16 protein-coding genes and 1 pseudogene are annotated in these 17,285 nt (G+C 39.0%); 4 read left to right on the plus strand and 13 right to left on the minus strand.

The window, feature by feature from the left end:
• Positions 1 to 240: 240 nt before the first annotated feature.
• The 3 genes from CWB77_RS09355 to CWB77_RS09365 all read right to left on the minus strand — a co-directional run bounded on the left by CWB77_RS09355 (position 241) and on the right by CWB77_RS09365 (position 2,576).
• Entirely contained in the window at positions 241 to 453 is a 213-nt protein-coding gene (locus tag CWB77_RS09355) for a hypothetical protein (protein ID WP_055013000.1), read from the minus strand.
• A 257-nt stretch (positions 454 to 710) separates the two neighbouring features.
• Positions 711 to 1,403: a hypothetical protein gene (locus CWB77_RS09360; protein WP_138622475.1), complete on the minus strand. Its 693-nt coding sequence runs from the start codon at positions 1,401 to 1,403 to the stop codon at positions 711 to 713.
• Positions 1,404 to 1,703: 300 nt separating this feature from the next.
• Entirely contained in the window at positions 1,704 to 2,576 is an 873-nt protein-coding gene (locus CWB77_RS09365) for a DUF2971 domain-containing protein (protein ID WP_055012997.1), read from the minus strand.
• Positions 2,577 to 2,769: 193 nt separating this feature from the next.
• Here CWB77_RS09365 and CWB77_RS09370 point away from each other — a divergent pair.
• Positions 2,770 to 3,813 (plus strand): annotated as a pseudogene (locus CWB77_RS09370) (IS110 family RNA-guided transposase).
• 376 nt (positions 3,814 to 4,189) lie between these two features.
• Here the strand turns inward: CWB77_RS09370 and CWB77_RS09375 are convergent.
• The 4 genes from CWB77_RS09375 to CWB77_RS09390 all read right to left on the minus strand — a co-directional run bounded on the left by CWB77_RS09375 (position 4,190) and on the right by CWB77_RS09390 (position 8,087).
• Positions 4,190 to 5,065 (minus strand): hypothetical protein, encoded by an 876-nt coding sequence (locus CWB77_RS09375; RefSeq protein ID WP_138622477.1) that lies wholly within the window; start codon positions 5,063 to 5,065, stop codon positions 4,190 to 4,192.
• A gap of 415 nt (positions 5,066 to 5,480) precedes the next feature.
• Positions 5,481 to 5,807 (minus strand): hypothetical protein, encoded by a 327-nt coding sequence (locus tag CWB77_RS09380; protein WP_138622479.1) that lies wholly within the window; start codon positions 5,805 to 5,807, stop codon positions 5,481 to 5,483.
• Positions 5,808 to 6,043: 236 nt separating this feature from the next.
• Entirely contained in the window at positions 6,044 to 7,291 is a 1,248-nt protein-coding gene (locus CWB77_RS09385; RefSeq protein ID WP_138622481.1) for a DEAD/DEAH box helicase, read from the minus strand.
• Between the two features lie 91 nt (positions 7,292 to 7,382).
• Entirely contained in the window at positions 7,383 to 8,087 is a 705-nt protein-coding gene (locus tag CWB77_RS09390) for a DUF3581 domain-containing protein (RefSeq protein WP_016900441.1), read from the minus strand.
• Between the two features lie 156 nt (positions 8,088 to 8,243).
• Here CWB77_RS09390 and CWB77_RS09395 point away from each other — a divergent pair, with 156 nt between their 5' ends.
• Positions 8,244 to 8,639 carry a hypothetical protein gene (locus tag CWB77_RS09395; protein WP_138622483.1) on the plus strand — a complete coding sequence of 132 codons (396 nt, stop codon included), beginning with the start codon at positions 8,244 to 8,246 and terminating at the stop codon, positions 8,637 to 8,639.
• A gap of 87 nt (positions 8,640 to 8,726) precedes the next feature.
• On the plus strand, positions 8,727 to 9,578 hold the full coding sequence (locus CWB77_RS09400) for a CPBP family intramembrane glutamic endopeptidase (RefSeq protein WP_138622485.1): 852 nt from the start codon (positions 8,727 to 8,729) through the stop codon (positions 9,576 to 9,578).
• Positions 9,579 to 9,635: 57 nt separating this feature from the next.
• On the opposite strand, the gene gltX is transcribed toward CWB77_RS09400, so the two are convergent.
• The 3 genes from gltX to proB all read right to left on the minus strand — a co-directional run bounded on the left by gltX (position 9,636) and on the right by proB (position 12,740).
• Positions 9,636 to 11,120, minus strand: coding sequence for a glutamate--tRNA ligase (gene gltX / locus CWB77_RS09405; protein ID WP_008111109.1), 1,485 nt, complete (start codon positions 11,118 to 11,120; stop codon positions 9,636 to 9,638).
• 50 nt (positions 11,121 to 11,170) lie between these two features.
• Positions 11,171 to 11,530, minus strand: a complete 360-nt coding sequence (locus tag CWB77_RS09410) for a glutaredoxin family protein (RefSeq protein ID WP_138622487.1) — start codon at positions 11,528 to 11,530, stop codon at positions 11,171 to 11,173.
• Positions 11,531 to 11,636: 106 nt separating this feature from the next.
• Positions 11,637 to 12,740, minus strand: coding sequence for a glutamate 5-kinase (proB, locus tag CWB77_RS09415; RefSeq protein ID WP_054201823.1), 1,104 nt, complete (start codon positions 12,738 to 12,740; stop codon positions 11,637 to 11,639).
• A gap of 131 nt (positions 12,741 to 12,871) precedes the next feature.
• Here proB and CWB77_RS09420 point away from each other — a divergent pair, with 131 nt between their 5' ends.
• Entirely contained in the window at positions 12,872 to 13,831 is a 960-nt protein-coding gene (locus CWB77_RS09420) for a DMT family transporter (protein ID WP_096038709.1), read from the plus strand.
• Here the strand turns inward: CWB77_RS09420 and CWB77_RS09425 are convergent.
• Genes CWB77_RS09425 through pdsO form a run of 3 tightly spaced genes read right to left on the minus strand, consistent with a single transcriptional unit; the run spans position 13,726 to position 17,080 of the window.
• Positions 13,726 to 14,331, minus strand: a complete 606-nt coding sequence (locus tag CWB77_RS09425; RefSeq protein WP_138622489.1) for a class GN sortase — start codon at positions 14,329 to 14,331, stop codon at positions 13,726 to 13,728. The genes CWB77_RS09420 and CWB77_RS09425 overlap by 106 nt on opposite strands.
• A complete protein-coding gene (locus CWB77_RS09430) occupies positions 14,328 to 16,328 on the minus strand; it encodes a marine proteobacterial sortase target protein (protein ID WP_138622491.1) in 2,001 nt (666 codons plus the stop codon). Before CWB77_RS09430 ends, CWB77_RS09425 begins: the two co-directional genes overlap by 4 nt.
• A gap of 26 nt (positions 16,329 to 16,354) precedes the next feature.
• Positions 16,355 to 17,080 carry a sortase-associated OmpA-like protein PdsO gene (gene pdsO / locus CWB77_RS09435; RefSeq protein WP_138606908.1) on the minus strand — a complete coding sequence of 242 codons (726 nt, stop codon included), beginning with the start codon at positions 17,078 to 17,080 and terminating at the stop codon, positions 16,355 to 16,357.
• Positions 17,081 to 17,285 lie beyond the last annotated feature (205 nt).

Genomic DNA, 17,285 nt, shown 5'->3' on the forward strand with positions numbered 1-17,285 from the left:
CGGGGTTCGGGGTTCGGGCAACAGTAATAAGCGACATAGAATAAGCCAGTTCAAGTAGTTAGCTTCGTTTATTTTAATAAGGACTAACTTGATCTGTCAGATTTGAACTGTAGGGCTTTATCAAATCTGAATTTCGGCAAAGTGCCAAAAGCAGCCATTAGCAACGCCTCGTTAAGAGTCAGTAAAATAGGTGACGAAGGAGCAAAAGCCAACTGTTTTTTGTCCTTTTAAACGGCTTATTTAATAAAGCTTCCCGTTATTTATATACATAGTTTCACATGCCCATTCAACATCTTGTTTGTTAGCCATAACTTTACTATTAGCAAATTGTTTAGCCATTTCTATTTTACATGATTTCATAAAGGTAGACTTCTCATATGTTAAACCAAGATATATAGATACTGAAATTGATATTACACCAATAATAAACATAGCTAATGTTTGTGGTTTCATTTGAAATCCTTATCTTTAGTAGTCAACTACAAAGCTGAGCTGTTTCTAATTTGATTGCCGCAGAGTACGTTGCGCGTTTTAATTTCGTTATTGAAGGAGTGACATCTTTAATTTTGCAATCTTGAATCAGGCAACCTATTTCAGGGCCAGTTAGTCCTCGCTCAGTATCGGCTAATACCCGACAAGCAGCTTCAAGTTTCAGGGAGTTAAATATCTCGATTATTTGCATGATTTATAGTGTTAATAATTTATTCCGTTTAATTTGATACGACATACGTTTTTGATTCGATATCGCTAATAATTGTTTGAATTAATACTTCTGTTCGATCTATAAATTCACAAACTAAATGCTCACTCATAATATAGAATTGAGTCTCACTTTCGTTAAGCTCCAAGGAGTTAAACATATTCAGCATTTTGTTTTTATTTTGCCTTATCGTGTCTGCGTTTTTACCTGCGAATTTTCCATTTTGATGCACAATTTCATTTCTCAGATTTTGAAACTGTCCTATTCGAGGCCATATATGCTCTATAGATGAAAATGGCAACCCAACAGTTATTTTTAAGTACTCAACTGCTTTTTTAATTATATTTCCTCCAGAAAGGCCATCATATGAAAAATCTGCTTTTACTTTGAATTTAACCTCTGTACATATTTGTGCCAAAGTACTTTCCAAAACGGTATAAACCAAAACGATTGAAGAATGATATAGATAACTATTTATGGCCCTTTGTTCTTCTAAAAACATTTCTTGAAGTAATGCCTCATGCTCCGGGTTATCGATTGAATCTTGATATATTTTATCTCCTAAACTTTCCGTTCTTTCCTCTACAGACTGTGAAGAGAAATTCATATATTCCCGCAGGTATTTAATTTCATACGTGAACCTATCTGTTAATAGGTTTAAATTAAAAGTAACTTCTGAAACATCTTCTTTCTTAGTGAACATACAAACCTATGAGTTAACTGTTAGACATAACATCTTATAATTACCATTTTGATAGTTTATAAAACACAAAAACGGTGGCTAATAATGTTATCGAACAAAATTAGGATTCGACTCATCAAAACAGGAATAAATTTAACTTTTTCAATAACTGGTTTTCGCTCTCAGCCGAACTTCGTAAAAGTGCCAATTGCAGACATTGATAACACCGCACTAAAAGAACTAGAGTAGTGGGTTGAAATGTGTAGCGAAGCGAAACCTACCCCTCTGTTTTAGTTCCGTTTAAATGCCTTATTAGCTGTTTTACCCTCTATAAGGAATGGTTGATTTAACCACATTAACTTTCTGTAATCCTGATTTAGATAACAAAAGCTCAATTGATTTTTTGCTTAGTTCTGAGTGTGGGTTAGGGCCTATGACAATTTGTTTAAAGCATTCATTTTCAATTTTTAAATTAACATATGGAATTAGGTAATACTCTGAACTGCGTAAACAAATATTTTCATGGATCTCGCCGTAAACTACATATCTCCATTCAGATTCTTCACTAAAACTAGAGTCTTTCATCAATGTACATGCAGCTTTCATTTGCATAATAACTTCTGATGATACATTTTGATTAATGAAAGAATTATCTTCTGTAAACTCGACACATTTATCTATACCAAGCTTAAGAATATGCTCGGCATATTCAGACTTAAATTTATCATTGTAAATAACGGGATATAAAAGACTATTGTTTGAGTGACTTGATTTAAAATTTGGTTCAACTGTAATAGATACACCATGACAATTTGGAGTATATGCACGCCACTGACTTAGCAAATCTTTTTCATTAGTGAACGATAATACAAAAACACCAGAGTTTTGTGAAAAGCTAAGGTTAGAACCAATTCCTTCACTAAAAATAAAAAAAGGCGATAAGGAGTCTAAAAATCGAGTGACTTTAGGATTTTCTAAGTTCTCTTTTTTTAGCTTTTCATAAGCTTTTTTTAGAAAGCCAAAACCATGAAAAAATTCCTGATGGTCATTTAAATAACTAATTTCAGTTACCCAAAAAGACAATTTCCCATCTTGTTTTACAATATTATTTAAAGCTTCATACGAAGTATAATGGCATAGCTCACTAGGCCTTTTTTGGTTTAAATAATCTGAGTAATAATTAAATTTATTCATATATTGATAGGTACCATTGAACAGCTAACACTAAGCTAAACGGCGCAGTAAAGCTGGCAGCTTTTTTGGAACAAAAAAGCTGACAGGTTTACGCAGTCCGTTTTGAGCGCCTTGATACTCATTGAGCCTCCTCCCCAGCATCGCGTTTATTCGCTACGCTGAAAAGGCAACCAACTTTACAGGAGAAAGCTCAATGAACTTTTACAATAACATGCATCCATACTATTGTGGAATCGATTTACACGCACGATTACTTTACGTCTGTATCATTGATAATACAGGACTTATCCTTGTTCACAAGAAAATTAAAGATGACCCAGAAGCACTATTAAAACTACTCAAACCGTATACCGGTGACATGGTGGTTGGCGTAGAATGCATGCATTGCTAGTATTGGGTCGCTGACTTTTGTAAAAAACACACTATCGACTTTATTCTCGGTCATGCTTTGTATATGAAAGCAATTCATGGCGGTAAAGCCAAAAACGATAAAATAGATTCATATAAAATTGCCAAACTCATCCGTGGGGGGAACTTCCCACTTGCTTATGTGTATGACAAAGATATGCGTGCAACACGCGACTTATTACGCCGAAGAACTAAAATTGTTCGTCATGGCGCTGATTTAAAAGCCCATGTTGCCAATACTGCCAGTCAGTATAATTTACCTGCCCACAACGTTAACTTAAAGAACGTTTGCGACAGAGAAAAGATGCGCTATTACTTCCCTGATCCCGTTGTGCAACGATCTATTAATTTAAATATGGCCATACTCAATTGCTATCACAATGAGCTTAAGTCTTTAGAGCATTATATTGAACAAATGGCTAAACAGCACAACTCTGTTCACCTTAGTATTTTGCAAACGATTAATGGTATAGGCCGTATTTTAGCACTCACCATTATTTACGAAATTGGTGACATCAATCGCTTTTCAAGCGTACAAAAGTTCGCTTCATACAGTCGGTTAGTAAAATGCAAAGCAGAGTCTGCCGGAAAAACCTATGGCACCCAAGGTAATAAAATTGGCAATGCGCATCTAAAATGGGCATTCTCCGAAGCCGCTGTATTACTACTGCGTCACAATCACAACGCCAACAAGTACCTTGAAAAACTACAAAAACGAATGAGCAAAGCCAAAGCGCTGTCAGCGCTTGCACATAAGCTTGGCCGCTGTGTTTATTTTATGCTTAAAAAAGAGACGGTCTTCGATGAAGCAAAATTCTTAAAGAGTTAGTCACGGTACTGAGTGAGCTGAACATCTAACTGGACATAAGGCTGAGAATCACCGCTTACACCTGACTTGATAACTGCGTTACGCACCTTAATCTAACTGGATCATCAAAACCAGCCACCTTGAATAGTGCCATGATCAGGTTAACCGATGAATGTCTAGTGCCCCAGTAAGCCCAAAAGGATATGGGAAAAAGCTGGCTGCGATGAGATCGAAATAAGAGAGCCTCTATATGTGTTTGCCGTAAGCTACTTGCTTAACAGCCGCATCGACATACGAAGTAAACGAATTTGTTTATTGATTTAGAATTGACCGTCAATTTATAAAAACGGTCAAAAAGAACACTAATGCCTATTGACAGAGTTAAGGCTCATATGTGTTATATGCCAGCTTGAACAATATCTTGCTTACACTTTTGCCATGCAACAATGTGATCCATATTTAATTCATTTACAGGCTCTACATGAAGCTCATTGAATTGAATATGATTTATAACTTTTAGAGCCAAAATCGATGGGTTAAATGCGTAAGTTAGTAGCGCAGAAAATTTATCTCGATGTTTTTCTAAAAGTGCATCTATTTTTTCTTTTCCAAATTTGTGTTCAAAAATAAAATCTTGATCATTAATTGGAATCATCATATGTAGCACCCCTTGTGCTGCGGGGTGACTAAGTTGGCATAGTTCAGAATAACAATCATAAAAATCTGAGCCTGTTTCTTCATCTAACTTTTTAACATAGCGTGCGGCTGTTTCTGCTTTATGAGAATCAGGCGCAGATTCACCACTATTTAATCTTCTAGCATGGGAATAGTGGATAAGTTGATTTTCTAAATCTGTGCATATATAGAAATTCGGGGAGTTTTGATTAATGGAGCTATTAATATTTTTTATGTTTTTTGAAAGAGTGGGGCATAAATTTGATAGAGAAAAATAACTGTCGGCTGCTGACTCAATAAGACACCTAAATGAAGATGCAAACGGCAAATATAATCCAGCCTCATATGAATTATGCATTCCTCTTAACCATTCATAATTTTTAGCAATTGCAGATAAGGAACCAAAATTTGCTCTATACAATAATTCCTTCATATATTGAGATTGCCCCTCGCATGGAGAAGTTTGCATTAGGGATGTAAATTCACTCTCGTTCATGAAATGATATTCATGATTTCTAACTTCGGAAAGAATCTTATTAATTACGGGGATAAACTGTGATGCGTCTTTACCTAGTATTTTTTCGTACGTGTTTTCCATTACAATTTAACTCCTTTGATGAGCCTGAATATTTCGCCAATAGTCGATTTGGCATATAACAGCTTATTGAACACCGTTTTGGTGGTTTATAACACACCAAAACGGCGTATATTACATACCATGATAATTTCACCAATAATTACCTTTGTAAACAAGTAATTAAAAGAGCTAGGAATTAAGCATGTTATTTTGCCCCAAACGGCGTTTAATAATGTTATTAGACAAAATTAGATTTCTACTCAAAGCACTAGAATAAATTTAACTTTTTCAGTTTCCGGTTATCGCTCATAGCTGCTTGTCAGGTGAAATCTAAACTAATTCTCCTCAGCTGTACGATCAGATATGAGCTACTACAACTTTATGGCTTGCCTTTTTATTTTTATAATGTAATTCGCCGGTCAATTTATTTTTAAATTTATATTTTATTACTGTGTTTATCGTGGATTGTTTTTTTTAGCTGTTTCTTAATTAAGGTTTGTTCGCAATACAATGCAACAAAAACCCCAATAAAACTCGAAAAGATCACAATAAGCCAATAGTAAATACTATTAAAAGTGACCACCCCTGAAATAGACAGATACAAATTGAATGGAACCACAAAAATTAAAAATCCTAAGACTTTGATAAACTCTCTGAATAGCTGAGAGTCAATTTTTGCTGAGTTTATATGAGCATTAATAGTTTCGTCTGACACATTACCTAGCTCAGCGTATTCCTTTTTCAACCAATTGAGATAATCCAATTTCACTTCCTTTTTTATATTTTACGTTTTAATCACCTGATTTCATTCTCGAAAAAATAATTACACTTTATTGATTACATGTAAACAATACAATGACTTAACACTTAAGCTGTGTGCTAAAAAGAACTAACAGGGAGAGGTAGTGAATTAAGAATATGCAGCAAACCACGGCGCTAAATTTAACGCCGTGTTGGGCTCTTTTTTACTGACAACTGATAGCTAAAAACTGAACGCTTTTACTTTCGGCGTCTATTCGGCGCTCTTTGTCCTGTAATACGTTTTTTATCGCGATCTTTACGCGCTTTGTTGGTATTTTTGCGGTTATCTTTAGGCGGCTTATTTAAATCGGGCTCATAGCCTTCAAGCCATTGTGGTGTTAAGCGGGTATCAAGCAATACTTCAATTTCTTCAAGCAGCCATTGCTCATCTAAGCTCACTAATGACATCGCTAAACCTTGCTCGCCAGCACGCCCTGTACGGCCAATACGATGCACATAATCTTCAGCTATGTATGGCAATTCAAAGTTAATTACGTATTTAAGTGCCGGTATGTCTAAACCGCGCGCCGCTACATCGGTGGCTACTAATACACGCGTACTGCCTTCTTTGAAGTTATGAAGAGCGCGGTCGCGAGCACCTTGTGATTTATCACCATGAATAGATTCGGTTTTTAAACCATCTTTACACATTTCTTTGGCTAGCTTATCGGCCATTTGTTTTGTGCGAGTGAATATAAGCACTTGGCGCCAGTTTTTCATGCCAATCATGTGCGATACCAGTTCGCGCTTTCTGTCTTCATCTACTGCGTAAATAACTTGTTCAACCTCTACAGCAGCAGAGTTACGCTTATCAACTTCAATAAGCTCAGGGTCTTTGAGCAATTTTTTACTCAGCTCAAATACACTGTCATCAAAGGTGGCGGAAAACAGTAAGGTTTGACGATCGCCTGGGATATGACGCAGTATTCGTCTAATTTCGTCAATAAAACCCATATCCAGCATACGGTCTGCTTCATCAAATACCAAAGAGTCCACGCTTGAAAGCACCACACTGCCCTTCACTATATGATCAAGTAAGCGCCCTGGCGTTGCCACTATTACTTGCGCTGTTTTAAGTGCTTTGATTTGTGGGCCAATGCTTGCGCCACCATAGGCAAGTGCACCTTTTATATCTGTACCTTGTGCGTATTTTTCAAAGCTTGCAAATACTTGCTGAGCAAGCTCCCTAGTGGGCGTTAAAATAACCACACGGGCAATGCCTGGTTCGTCTTTTTTAGCGGTATTTAAAAGCTTATGTAATAGCGGCAAAACAAAAGCGGCTGTTTTACCAGTACCAGTTTGAGCGCTGCCCATAACGTCTTTGCCCGCTAAAATTGGCGGTATCGTTTTGTGCTGAATGGCGGTAGGCGTAGTGTAATTATTTTGCTCTATTGCCGTTAATAGTAACGGGTCTAGGGCTAGTGATGAGAACGATGTGGCAGACATAAGCTTGGCTTTAAAATAACAAAGAACGCTATTATACCTGAGCTTAAGTAATAAAAAAGGCGCTAAATAGCGCCTAAGTAAAATGAAGTATTTAAGCCGGTTTTAATGTGGCTTTACGCTCATTATAAAATGCAATTAAATCATCTACGGTGCTTTGACAGTATTCACGAATACCCGATACCACCATGTGTTTTTCACCAAACCCCACCTTTTCGCCGTTTTCTAATAAATTAAAGCGCAAGGTTATTTTGCCGCGTTTACCAGCGTATTCAAAGCTTGGCTCTGCAAACTCTAGGGTCGGTGATTTAATATCAATGTTATTAAGGTTTATTATCATTGATTCATAAATAATCATAGGGCGCGCAGGGTTTATCATTACCTCTTGCTTGCCCATTAAAGGAATAATTACATGCGGGAACGCAGCACCTGAGAACTCAACATAATTTTTTATTAAACTGTTTGTAAGTGTTGGGCATTTGCTGGTTTTACCGTCGCGTTTAACCTTTAAAATTACTTTTTCGCCATGGTTTACATCAAACTCTTCTCCAGGTTGTTCTGGAAAATTTAGCTTGGTATTTTCATCAACCATACCGGCAAAGGTAAACTCCATTCGCTCACTAATGCCATAGCGGTCTAACACTAGAGAAAAAAGTAAGTCTCCTGGTGCGCAAAACTTTTTAGCGTCTTTATCATGAAGCGGGTTGTAGTCGTCGGCTACACATTTAGCAAAGCGACAACCTTGCTCACGAGAAATTGAAACATAATCAGCATGCTGCTGATAGTAAGGACTTAACATAGTGTGTTCACTGCTTAAACTGCTTATAACCTAGCTATACTACCAGAAAAAAAATCTTGAGAGGTCGAATCTGTTTAATAAAGGCGAAAAATGATAATTTGCAACTCGCTAATTTACTAAGTAAATTAGGCAAATACGAGTTTAAGGGATTAACTAATGAAGTATTTTTCTTTATTAATATGCGCGGTTTCATTTTTAACTGGCTGTAATAACGTTACTTACACAACCAATATCGACGACGACGTTTTATCAGAACACGTTTCAAGCCACATTAAAAAACGTGGCCTAGAGCAGTTTTACAGTGTTCAGGACGCTCTTGATAGAGGTGCAAGCCCCCTTGGTGGAATAAAAAGCGAAAGCTGCGATGTATCAGATGATACGCGAACATCCTCAATTAGCTATAACCGTTTGAAATCACAAGCTATAGAATCCCTTAAAAACGATGTGCTTTATTTAGGTGGCAATGCATTTACACTAGAGCAGTGCCAATCAGTATCCCGCTACAATTGTGATTTAGCCGTTATTTGTACCGGACAAGCCTATAATTATTAATAGCTCAAAATTATCTAATTGAGACTATAACGCTATGTAATTCGTTTTCTCTCATTTCCCCTATCAAACAACAAGCTGTATTTGCCAATGACTTTTTACTTTTTAGCTGCCGCTATTTTATGTGTTTTCCCACAGTGTAAACTCACTGTATTTCGCCAACCATTATGGCAATACTTATTGCTGCTAAGTGTTATTACTGCCTATTATCAAGAATATATAAATTTAAACGCGGTTGCTGTTATAGCTGTTTATGTAGGATTGTTTCACTTTACGCTATTGGCAACCTCAGCGTTAAAACGTAATGTTCTAACGTCTTTATTTTTAACGACCTCCCTCGGGTTAGCCTTACATTGGTTTGCGGGTTTTAATAACCTGCCAATTGTTGTTAATGAACAAGTCACCAGTAACGCAATTGCATTTACCCTGTATGCTAATTTTGATAAAGCATTAGCGGGTTTAATGCTGAGCGCTTATTTTTTTGCAAAAAATAAAACGGCAAAGCCAGTGACTATCGGCTACCCCGTTTTAATTATAACTATCACTATTTTAGCGGCGCTTATAACTGCTTTAACGTTGAACCTTGTTGAATTTGCGCCAAAAGTACCTGAATTTTGGTTGTTATTTATAGCTATCAACCTACTTTTTACCTGCGTTGCAGAAGAGGCATTATTTAGGGGAGTGATACAAACTAAGCTTTCAAAACTAATAACCCCGAGCAGGTTTGCACTGCTCGCACCGGCTATCAGTACTTGTGTATTCTCACTGGCACACTTTTCAGCGGGTACTCATTATATGCTTGTGGCGGCCGTTGCAGGTTTTGGATATGGCTATATTTACTATAAAACAAGCCGGTTAGAATGGGCCATTTTATGTCATTGGCTCGTTAACGTGTTTCATTTTTTCTTATTTACTTACCCTATGCTGGCAACTCCATCTTAGAATTACAGGCACAAAAAAGCCGCTTAAATTAAGCGGCTTTTGAATCTATATACGCGATTACGCACTTGGGTAATCGCGGTATGCGCGTTCTATCTTTTTAGCCTGCTTTTTAGAAATACCTAAATGGGCAAGCGCAACACGTAAACGTGCACGCGATAGGTCAGACCCTAAAATTTCCATTGCATCTAATACCGAGGTAGACGATGTTTTGCCGGTAATAGCTACAAATATAGGCTCTAAGAAGTCTTTAATTTTAAGCTCGTGGAAGGTAGCGACTTCTTTTGCAATTGCAAAAATAGCAGGCTTTTCAAAGCTACGTAAGCCTTCTAGCTGCCATACAAAAAATTGTAATGCTTGGCGAATAACATCTTCGTCAGCTTTACCGGCTGTTAATAGCGCTGGATCGTAAGTCGGGATACCGCCTACAAAGTGCCCTGCTAAATCAACCATGTCAGAGAGCGTATTTATACGCGTTTTAGCTTCCGGTAATACTTTAGCAAGCATGTCGCCATTAAATTTCCAGTCAACAAAACGCTGCATTAGCTCTGCATCAGTTAAGTTTTCGCGGATCCACATACCGTTTAACCAGCTTAACTTGTCTACGTCGAATACTGGGCCACCAAGCGATACACGCTTCATGTCAAAATGCTCTATCATTTCATTAAGGGTGAACTTTTCACGCTCATCAGGCATTGACCAACCCATACGGCCTAAGTAGTTTAGTACCGCTTCTGGTAAGTAACCCATTTCTTTGTAGTAATTAATAGACGTTGGGTTTTTACGCTTAGACAGCTTTGATTTATCTGGATTACGCAATAATGGTAAGTGACCTAGTACCGGTGCTTCCCAACCAAAATCTTCATACAGTTTTAATAGCTTAGGCGCTGAGTTTATCCACTCTTCACCACGGAAAATGTGGCTAATTTGCATATGGTGATCATCCACCACGTTAGCTAAAAAGTACGTTGGAAAACCATCCGCTTTTAATAGCACTTGCATGTCTACGTTTTCCCACGGGATCTCAATTTCGTCGCGTAGGTAATCGTTGAACTTAAAGGTACCTTCGCTTGGGATTTTCATACGTATAACGTACGGTTTACCAGCAGCTAGGTTTGCTTTAATTTCGTCTTCTGTATGGTTTAAGCCACGACCATCGTATTTAGGACGCAGACCTTCGGCCATTTGTTCTTCACGCATTTGGTCCAGTTCTTCGCTGGTTGCGAAACAGTAGAATGCTTTGCCGTCTTCAACTAACTGATGAGCGTATTTTTTATATAAATCACTGCGCTCAGATTGACGGTATGGACCAAACTCACCACCTACATCAGGACCATGATCCCACTCAAGGCCTAACCAGCGTAAGCTATCCATGATGGCTTGTTCAGATTCTGGTGTGCTGCGAACTTGGTCAGTATCTTCAATACGAAGTACAAATTCACCGCCTTGCTGTTTAGCAAAACAGTAGTTAAATAAGGCAATGTAAGCGGTGCCAAGATGCGGGTCACCAGTTGGCGACGGAGCAACACGGGTACGAATTGTCATGGTAATGTCTCTTTTAATAAGTGAGATGGTATGAAATACCAATAAATATTTTAAGCGGCTACTTTGTTTAAGTAAGCAATAATATCGTTTGATTCATAAAGCCATTTTACTTGGCCATCTTGCTCAATACGTAAACAAGGTACTTTAACTTTTCCGCCTTGCTCTAATAGCTCTTGGCGGCATTGCTCATCATTTTTTGCATCGCGTGTTTCAATTTTTAAGCCTTCACGCTTAATTGAACGGCGCACTTTTACACAAAAAGGGCATGCTTTGAATTGATAGAGCTTAAATTGTGCGGTTTGCTGATCAAGCTTAGTTTGCTCTTGCGGATCACGTTTTTTGCTACGCGGCGTAAAAACAAAATTAAAAAATAAGATGATACAACCTAAAACCCAGCGAACTAATTTCATCTTCAATACTCTTTACAACAAATTTAAGGTGCAAGATTTTAACACAAAAAAGCGCAACACTATAAGCGGATTATACGTTGCGCTATATCGTTAAAAAAGTGCTTAATTACAACACCACCATATCATCTCTGTGTAGCACTTCCACGCCGCTATCGTAATCAAGTAAATGGCTGATTTGATTAGAATGTGCGCCTTTTATTTTATCGATTTCAAGATGGCTAAAGCGAGTTAACCCCCGTGCAATAATTTGCTGGTTTACATCAATTAAGTTAATTAAATCTCCACGTTCAAATTCACCTATTGCACGCGTAATGCCTTTAGCAAGTAAACTAGCCCCCTTAGATTGCAATGCATGTACCGCACCGGCATCAATTAAAATTTGGCCACTACTTTTAGGCCCTGCCAATAACCATTTTTTTCGGCCATCTTTAGGGGCGGTAAGTTTTAAAAAACGGGTGCCTGGCAGTTGTTCGCTCATGCATTTTAAAATCACGTTTTCATCAGCGCCTTTGGCAATAATCACCTCAACCCCAGCTCTTCTGGCAATATCTGCGGCCTGTAGTTTGGTTGCCATCCCACCTGTGCCTAGGTTTGTACCACTGCCACCAGCAAGTTGGCGTAACTCATCATTAATATGGGTAACTTCGTCAATCAAGGTGGCGTTAATGTCGGTGCGCGGATCGCTGGTAAATAACCCTTGTTGGTCGGTCAGTAGCAGCAATTTATCGGCATTGGCTAAAATAGCCACCAATGCCGACAAGTTATCGTTGTCACCTACTTTTATTTCGCTAGTAGCAACTGCGTCGTTTTCATTAATGATCGGCACAACATCATAATTTAATAAAGCATTGAGGGTATCGCGGGCATTTAAATAACGCTCTCTGTCGTCAACATCCGCGCGCGTTAGTAGCATTTGCCCGACGTTAACGCCATACAACGCAAATAAGCTTTGCCAAATATGAATGAGCTGCCCCTGTCCAATGGCGGCCAACATTTGTTTGTCTATTAATGTGCGCCCACAGGGTTTTAATAGCTGTTCGCGACCTGCAGCAACCGCACCGCTTGATACTAAAATAACGTGATGACCTTGCTTTTTTAGCTCACAGCATTGGCGAACAAGTTCCACCATATGTGCTTTGTCTAACTTATCGGTACCGCCAGTGAGTACGCTTGTACCTAGCTTTACAACTACGACCTGATCCCTTTGCATGTTTTTTACTTAGCGCAATAAATGATGAATTTATTTATACCAGTTCGGTATTTTTGAACAAGTAAAAAATATTCAAGCACCCCCTCTGCGTGCTAGGATCGCACTATATTCAACCGTTTAAATTACGCCTTATGCCTGCCAGTTTATGTTTAATTATTGCCACCTTTTTGTGGGGTAGCTCCTTTATTGCACTTAAATACGCGATTGCGATTTATGATCCGGCCTTGGTGATATTTTTACGTATGCTCACCACTTTACTGATTTCGTTATGTTTATGGCGTTACGTAATTCGCTTTGAATATTTAAAAGGCGATTGGAAGTACTTATTAGGCATGTCACTGGCAGAGCCTTGCTTGTACTTTTTATTTGAAGGCCACGCAATGGAATATACCTCAGCGTCTCAGGCGGGGGTGATTGTTTCTTGTTTACCCATTATTGTGGCATTTTTAGCGTTTTTCATGCTCAAAGAGCATATTAGTAGAGCTATTGTGGTGGGTTTTACGCTGTGTATTGGCGGCAGTATTTTACTGACCTTGCTCTCACCCAGCTCAAGCCAAGCCCCAAACCCATTACTGGGAAATTTTTTAGAATTAATGGCCATGGTGTGCGCGGCATTTTATACCGTGTGTATAAAACATTTAGCTAACCGCTACTCCCCGCTCACATTGATTGCTCTGCAAGGCGTGAGTGGTAGTTTGTTTTTTGCTCCGTTTTTATTATTTATTGACCTACCCAGTGAAAATCAACACGATTTAACCGCACTAATGAGCATTTTGTACTTAGGCTCTTGTGTTACTTTGGGTGGGTACGGCATGTACAACTATGCGATTAGTAAAGTGTCGGTGTTAACCGCCGCGGCTTACTCTAATTTAATCCCTATTTTCACTTTAATTTTGTCAGCCATTATCCTCAACGAAGTACTGACTCTTGGCCAGTGGATCAGCATATTTGTGGTGTTTATAGGCGTAATGATTAGTCAACGCCATCAAGAGCTGGTGGTCGATATTCCTAACTCAACTTCGGGTGAGGATATTTCTGCCGACACTAACCACCTTAAATCGGTACCCGAGGCCAGCGAATCAAAAGGGTAACAGGTTAATAAATACAGTCCTGATTGATGCAAAAAATCGGTGTTGTGCTGATGAATTACCTCAACATGTGTTACTGAATAATGCTGCACTTGGCCATTTTTAAGTTGTAGAGAAAATTGTTCCCCCACTTTAGCCTTTTTTAAAAACGCAAAGTGGGTATCGTTGTGTCCAGCAATAAGTGCTCCTTGCGAATTACCAAAATTAGCCCCGCCTAATTCCCCAGCTGGTAAAAAGTGGCTCGGCGCAAACGCCAAGTTTCTACCACTTGCACCATCAAGCACGGTTAGTCGTTTATTATGCTTTGGCCATATTATTTGTGCCACCGGGTAGCTATCAGCATAAAACCACGGCTTAATTTTTTTATTGGGCGATTTAAGGGTCGTTTGCCAAGCTTGCTCTATTAACACTTGTGCAAGCCACGCCTTTGCCTGCATGTATACACCATGGCCAAACAAGCTCAAACCTAAGGCAAGTAAACCTATGCTTAGCCACTTTTTCATTTACAGCGCCTTACTAACAAAAGACCACCTAGAAGTAGTAATGCTCCAAACACAATATGCATTTTGCTTTGCCCATCTGTTTGCGGCAAGCGCATACTCATTCCTTGTGGCATAGTATTAGCCACTTGTGTGCTTTGTTTAGCAACTTCTTTAATAGTGGTCTCTTCTATGGCAATAAACGCAGTAAATGGGCTAAGTAATTGATGCTCAAGCGCGAGCTGCTGCACTTGCTGTTTTACAACACTTTGTTGGTTGTATAACAATAACGACTTTATTTTTTGACGTGCCCAAAGCTTATCAATTCCCGTGGCTTTTGAACTTGCTTGCGGATTAAGCTTAACCTTAAACTCCCCATGCGCCGTTTGCCCCGTAAAAGTAATTGCATCGGTAGTGTCTAATTTAATAGCCACCATAATAGGCTCAGCAAAATATAGGTCAGGCAAAGGTGAGGGCCAAAAATCTAAGCTGTCTCCATTTGTATTTGTTAACGCTAAATTAGTCATAGCCGGATGAGCAAGTTTATCAAACAACTGCTGCATTTTCGGCTGCACATCATGAGCACTGCTTATAAAGGTGTAAGTTCCCTTACCTATATCAGCGGCACGACGCATAAAATAACGGTTAGGCGCACTACCAATGCCCACGGTAAATAAACGGCTATCACCTAAGGTATGCGCAATATGTTTAAATAACTGATCTTCGTTACTTACGCTACCATCAGTTAAAAATACCACTTGGCGCACAAACCCTTCAAACTGCGCACCATCGAGTACTGCATCAAGTGCGCCTTTTATTTCAGTTCCGCCATCGGCTTGTAAGTTATAAATAAAACGCTCTGCGCGACGTAAATTAAAGTCACTAGCAATTAATGGGGTCTCACTCATGGCTGCAACCTCATTATTAAAACTGACAATATTAAAGCTATCATCACTATCTAATAATGATAATGCGTAAAACAGCGCTTTTTTAGCTTGTTCAATAGACTGCCCATGCATAGATCCCGAGGTATCAACTACGAACACCATTTCACGCGGTAAACGCTGAGATTGAGTAAAACTATCGCTTGGCGGCATTAACATTGCTAACGCATACTGCTCACCATTTTGTGCTTGCTGAGTAAAAAGTGCAGCTTGTGCTTGCGCTATTTGTAGTGGCTTAAACTCAAGTACAAAGTCTCTATTTATGGCTTGCTGTGGTTTTAGCACAATGCTGTATTGCCCAAATGCAGGGTTTTCAATATTAACTTGATGGTACTTAGCGTTTATATCAACCAATTCTAAGCCTATATCCATGTTAATTGTTAAGCTTAAATCGCTGGCATTTGCCGCCTCATTGGTTTGTTTTGTATAAACAGGGCTTAACCAACCCTGTGGAGTGAACGAAGGTGCATTAGTGTTTTTTACCGCATGCTTATCTTGCTCATCGTTAACTTCCCCTGTTATTGCATGATAGCGTGGCGTAATTGTGGTTGGAAAATGAATCGCAAAGGTTCCGTGTTGGTAATCAATAATCTCTTGATACTCAAGCGTTATAACTATTTCTTCTCCTGGCCCTACATTTGCCACATTTGTAATAAACATATTTGCACGCTGCTGTCGCAGCAATGAAGCTTGTTTGCCTGCTTTTTTGGCTGCTTGGTACTGTTTTTCAGCTTGGCGTTTTTTTGCTATTTTACCTTTAATAACTCGCTCGCCAATGCGCATGGTCATTGCTTGCACGGCGCTTTCATCGGGTAAAGGAAATACATAACGTGCATTTACGGCAAAAGGGTTTTCATTTATGTAGTGCTGCGTAACTACAACACGATTAATTAGCCCTGTTAGAGTCATTTTTGCATCGCTTTTTAAAATAACCCCAGGGTTAACCGCCACTCCTTGGCTATCAAACAAGGATAGTTTTGGCGACTGTGCATGGCTTTTAAAGCTGGCCAAAAGCACGATAATAATAAAAATAAAAAGGCTTACCTTGGTAAGCACTTTGGTGGGTTTACTCAACATAAATCACTCCATCGAACGCCTTGCGATTAATTGCTTGCTGTTTGGTCAGTCGTTTGATTTAGCGCACGGGTAGTCAGGGTAACGCGTCTGTCAAAAAAGTTATCTTCAAGGGTGTTACTGTTTGCTATGCTTTGCTGCTCGCCAAATGCTTGTGCGCTTAAACGTGTATGGCTAACCCCCTGTTTAATTAAGTAACTTTGTACGGCGTTTACTCTGGCTTTTGAAAGTAATAAATTTGCTTGCTCTGCACCGCGCTGATCGGCAAAGCCACTTAAATCAAGCGCGAGTTGCGGTTGGCTTTTTAATAACGCTACCAATTGATCAAGCTGCTTGGCAAAATGTGGAGCAATATCGCTAGAGCCTGTTTTAAATTGCACCGTCATTGCCAATAAATTATTAAGCTGCGATTGCGTTAGTTGCTCATTTTGCTGCGCCAGTAGTTCAAGTTGCGCCTCTAGGTGACTGTTATGATTAAGTACGTGTTGGTAGTCGTTGGTTTTCTCTGCCATTACAGTTAAAGCTTGCTGCTGCTCAGCAATGGTTTGCTCAGCCACCTTGGCATCGCCAATCAAACCACCAGCAAATGCGCCTACAAACGCGCCAATTGGCCCACCAACAACGCCACCAATAATGGCACCGGTGCTCAGGCCAACAAGTGTTTCTTTTTTTGCTTCTTTTGATGGGGTATCCGCAGCAAATACTGGCGTACAAAAAGTGCTAACAAGTGTGAGTGCGATTAATGTTTTCTTCATGGTCTATTCCTTACTATTAATAATGGTTGGCAAGCTATTGGTTGGCACTTGCGTTGTATTGATAATTTCAATAGCTGTATTAAAACACCGTGAAGTGGCAATAAAGGGGAGTAAAAATGGCAAACTGCTGAGCAATTGTGGCAAAAAAATGGCAATTGCCTTTTTAACCTTACTTAGCACAAAAACTTCGTTATAGTGCGTCTAA

The organism is Pseudoalteromonas sp. S1610 (assembly GCF_005887465.1).
Taxonomy (GTDB): Bacteria; Pseudomonadota; Gammaproteobacteria; order Enterobacterales; family Alteromonadaceae; genus Pseudoalteromonas; species Pseudoalteromonas undina.

What these genes read in the sequence shown, in the direction of transcription:
- CWB77_RS09355 (WP_055013000.1), bottom strand. Translation starts at nt 453, where the DNA reads ATGAAACCACAAACATTAGCTATGTTTATTATTGGTGTAATATCAATT.
- CWB77_RS09360 (WP_138622475.1), bottom strand. Translation starts at nt 1,403, where the DNA reads ATGTTCACTAAGAAAGAAGATGTTTCAGAAGTTACTTTTAATTTAAAC.
- CWB77_RS09365 (WP_055012997.1), bottom strand. Translation starts at nt 2,576, where the DNA reads ATGAATAAATTTAATTATTACTCAGATTATTTAAACCAAAAAAGGCCT.
- CWB77_RS09375 (WP_138622477.1), bottom strand. Translation starts at nt 5,065, where the DNA reads ATGGAAAACACGTACGAAAAAATACTAGGTAAAGACGCATCACAGTTT.
- CWB77_RS09385 (WP_138622481.1), bottom strand. Translation starts at nt 7,291, where the DNA reads ATGTCTGCCACATCGTTCTCATCACTAGCCCTAGACCCGTTACTATTA.
- CWB77_RS09390 (WP_016900441.1), bottom strand. Translation starts at nt 8,087, where the DNA reads ATGTTAAGTCCTTACTATCAGCAGCATGCTGATTATGTTTCAATTTCT.
- CWB77_RS09395 (WP_138622483.1), top strand. Translation starts at nt 8,244, where the DNA reads ATGAAGTATTTTTCTTTATTAATATGCGCGGTTTCATTTTTAACTGGC.
- CWB77_RS09400 (WP_138622485.1), top strand. Translation starts at nt 8,727, where the DNA reads ATGACTTTTTACTTTTTAGCTGCCGCTATTTTATGTGTTTTCCCACAG.
- gltX (WP_008111109.1), bottom strand. Translation starts at nt 11,120, where the DNA reads ATGACAATTCGTACCCGTGTTGCTCCGTCGCCAACTGGTGACCCGCAT.
- CWB77_RS09410 (WP_138622487.1), bottom strand. Translation starts at nt 11,530, where the DNA reads ATGAAATTAGTTCGCTGGGTTTTAGGTTGTATCATCTTATTTTTTAAT.
- proB (WP_054201823.1), bottom strand. Translation starts at nt 12,740, where the DNA reads ATGCAAAGGGATCAGGTCGTAGTTGTAAAGCTAGGTACAAGCGTACTC.
- CWB77_RS09420 (WP_096038709.1), top strand. Translation starts at nt 12,872, where the DNA reads ATGCCTGCCAGTTTATGTTTAATTATTGCCACCTTTTTGTGGGGTAGC.
- CWB77_RS09425 (WP_138622489.1), bottom strand. Translation starts at nt 14,331, where the DNA reads ATGAAAAAGTGGCTAAGCATAGGTTTACTTGCCTTAGGTTTGAGCTTG.
- CWB77_RS09430 (WP_138622491.1), bottom strand. Translation starts at nt 16,328, where the DNA reads ATGTTGAGTAAACCCACCAAAGTGCTTACCAAGGTAAGCCTTTTTATT.
- pdsO (WP_138606908.1), bottom strand. Translation starts at nt 17,080, where the DNA reads ATGAAGAAAACATTAATCGCACTCACACTTGTTAGCACTTTTTGTACG.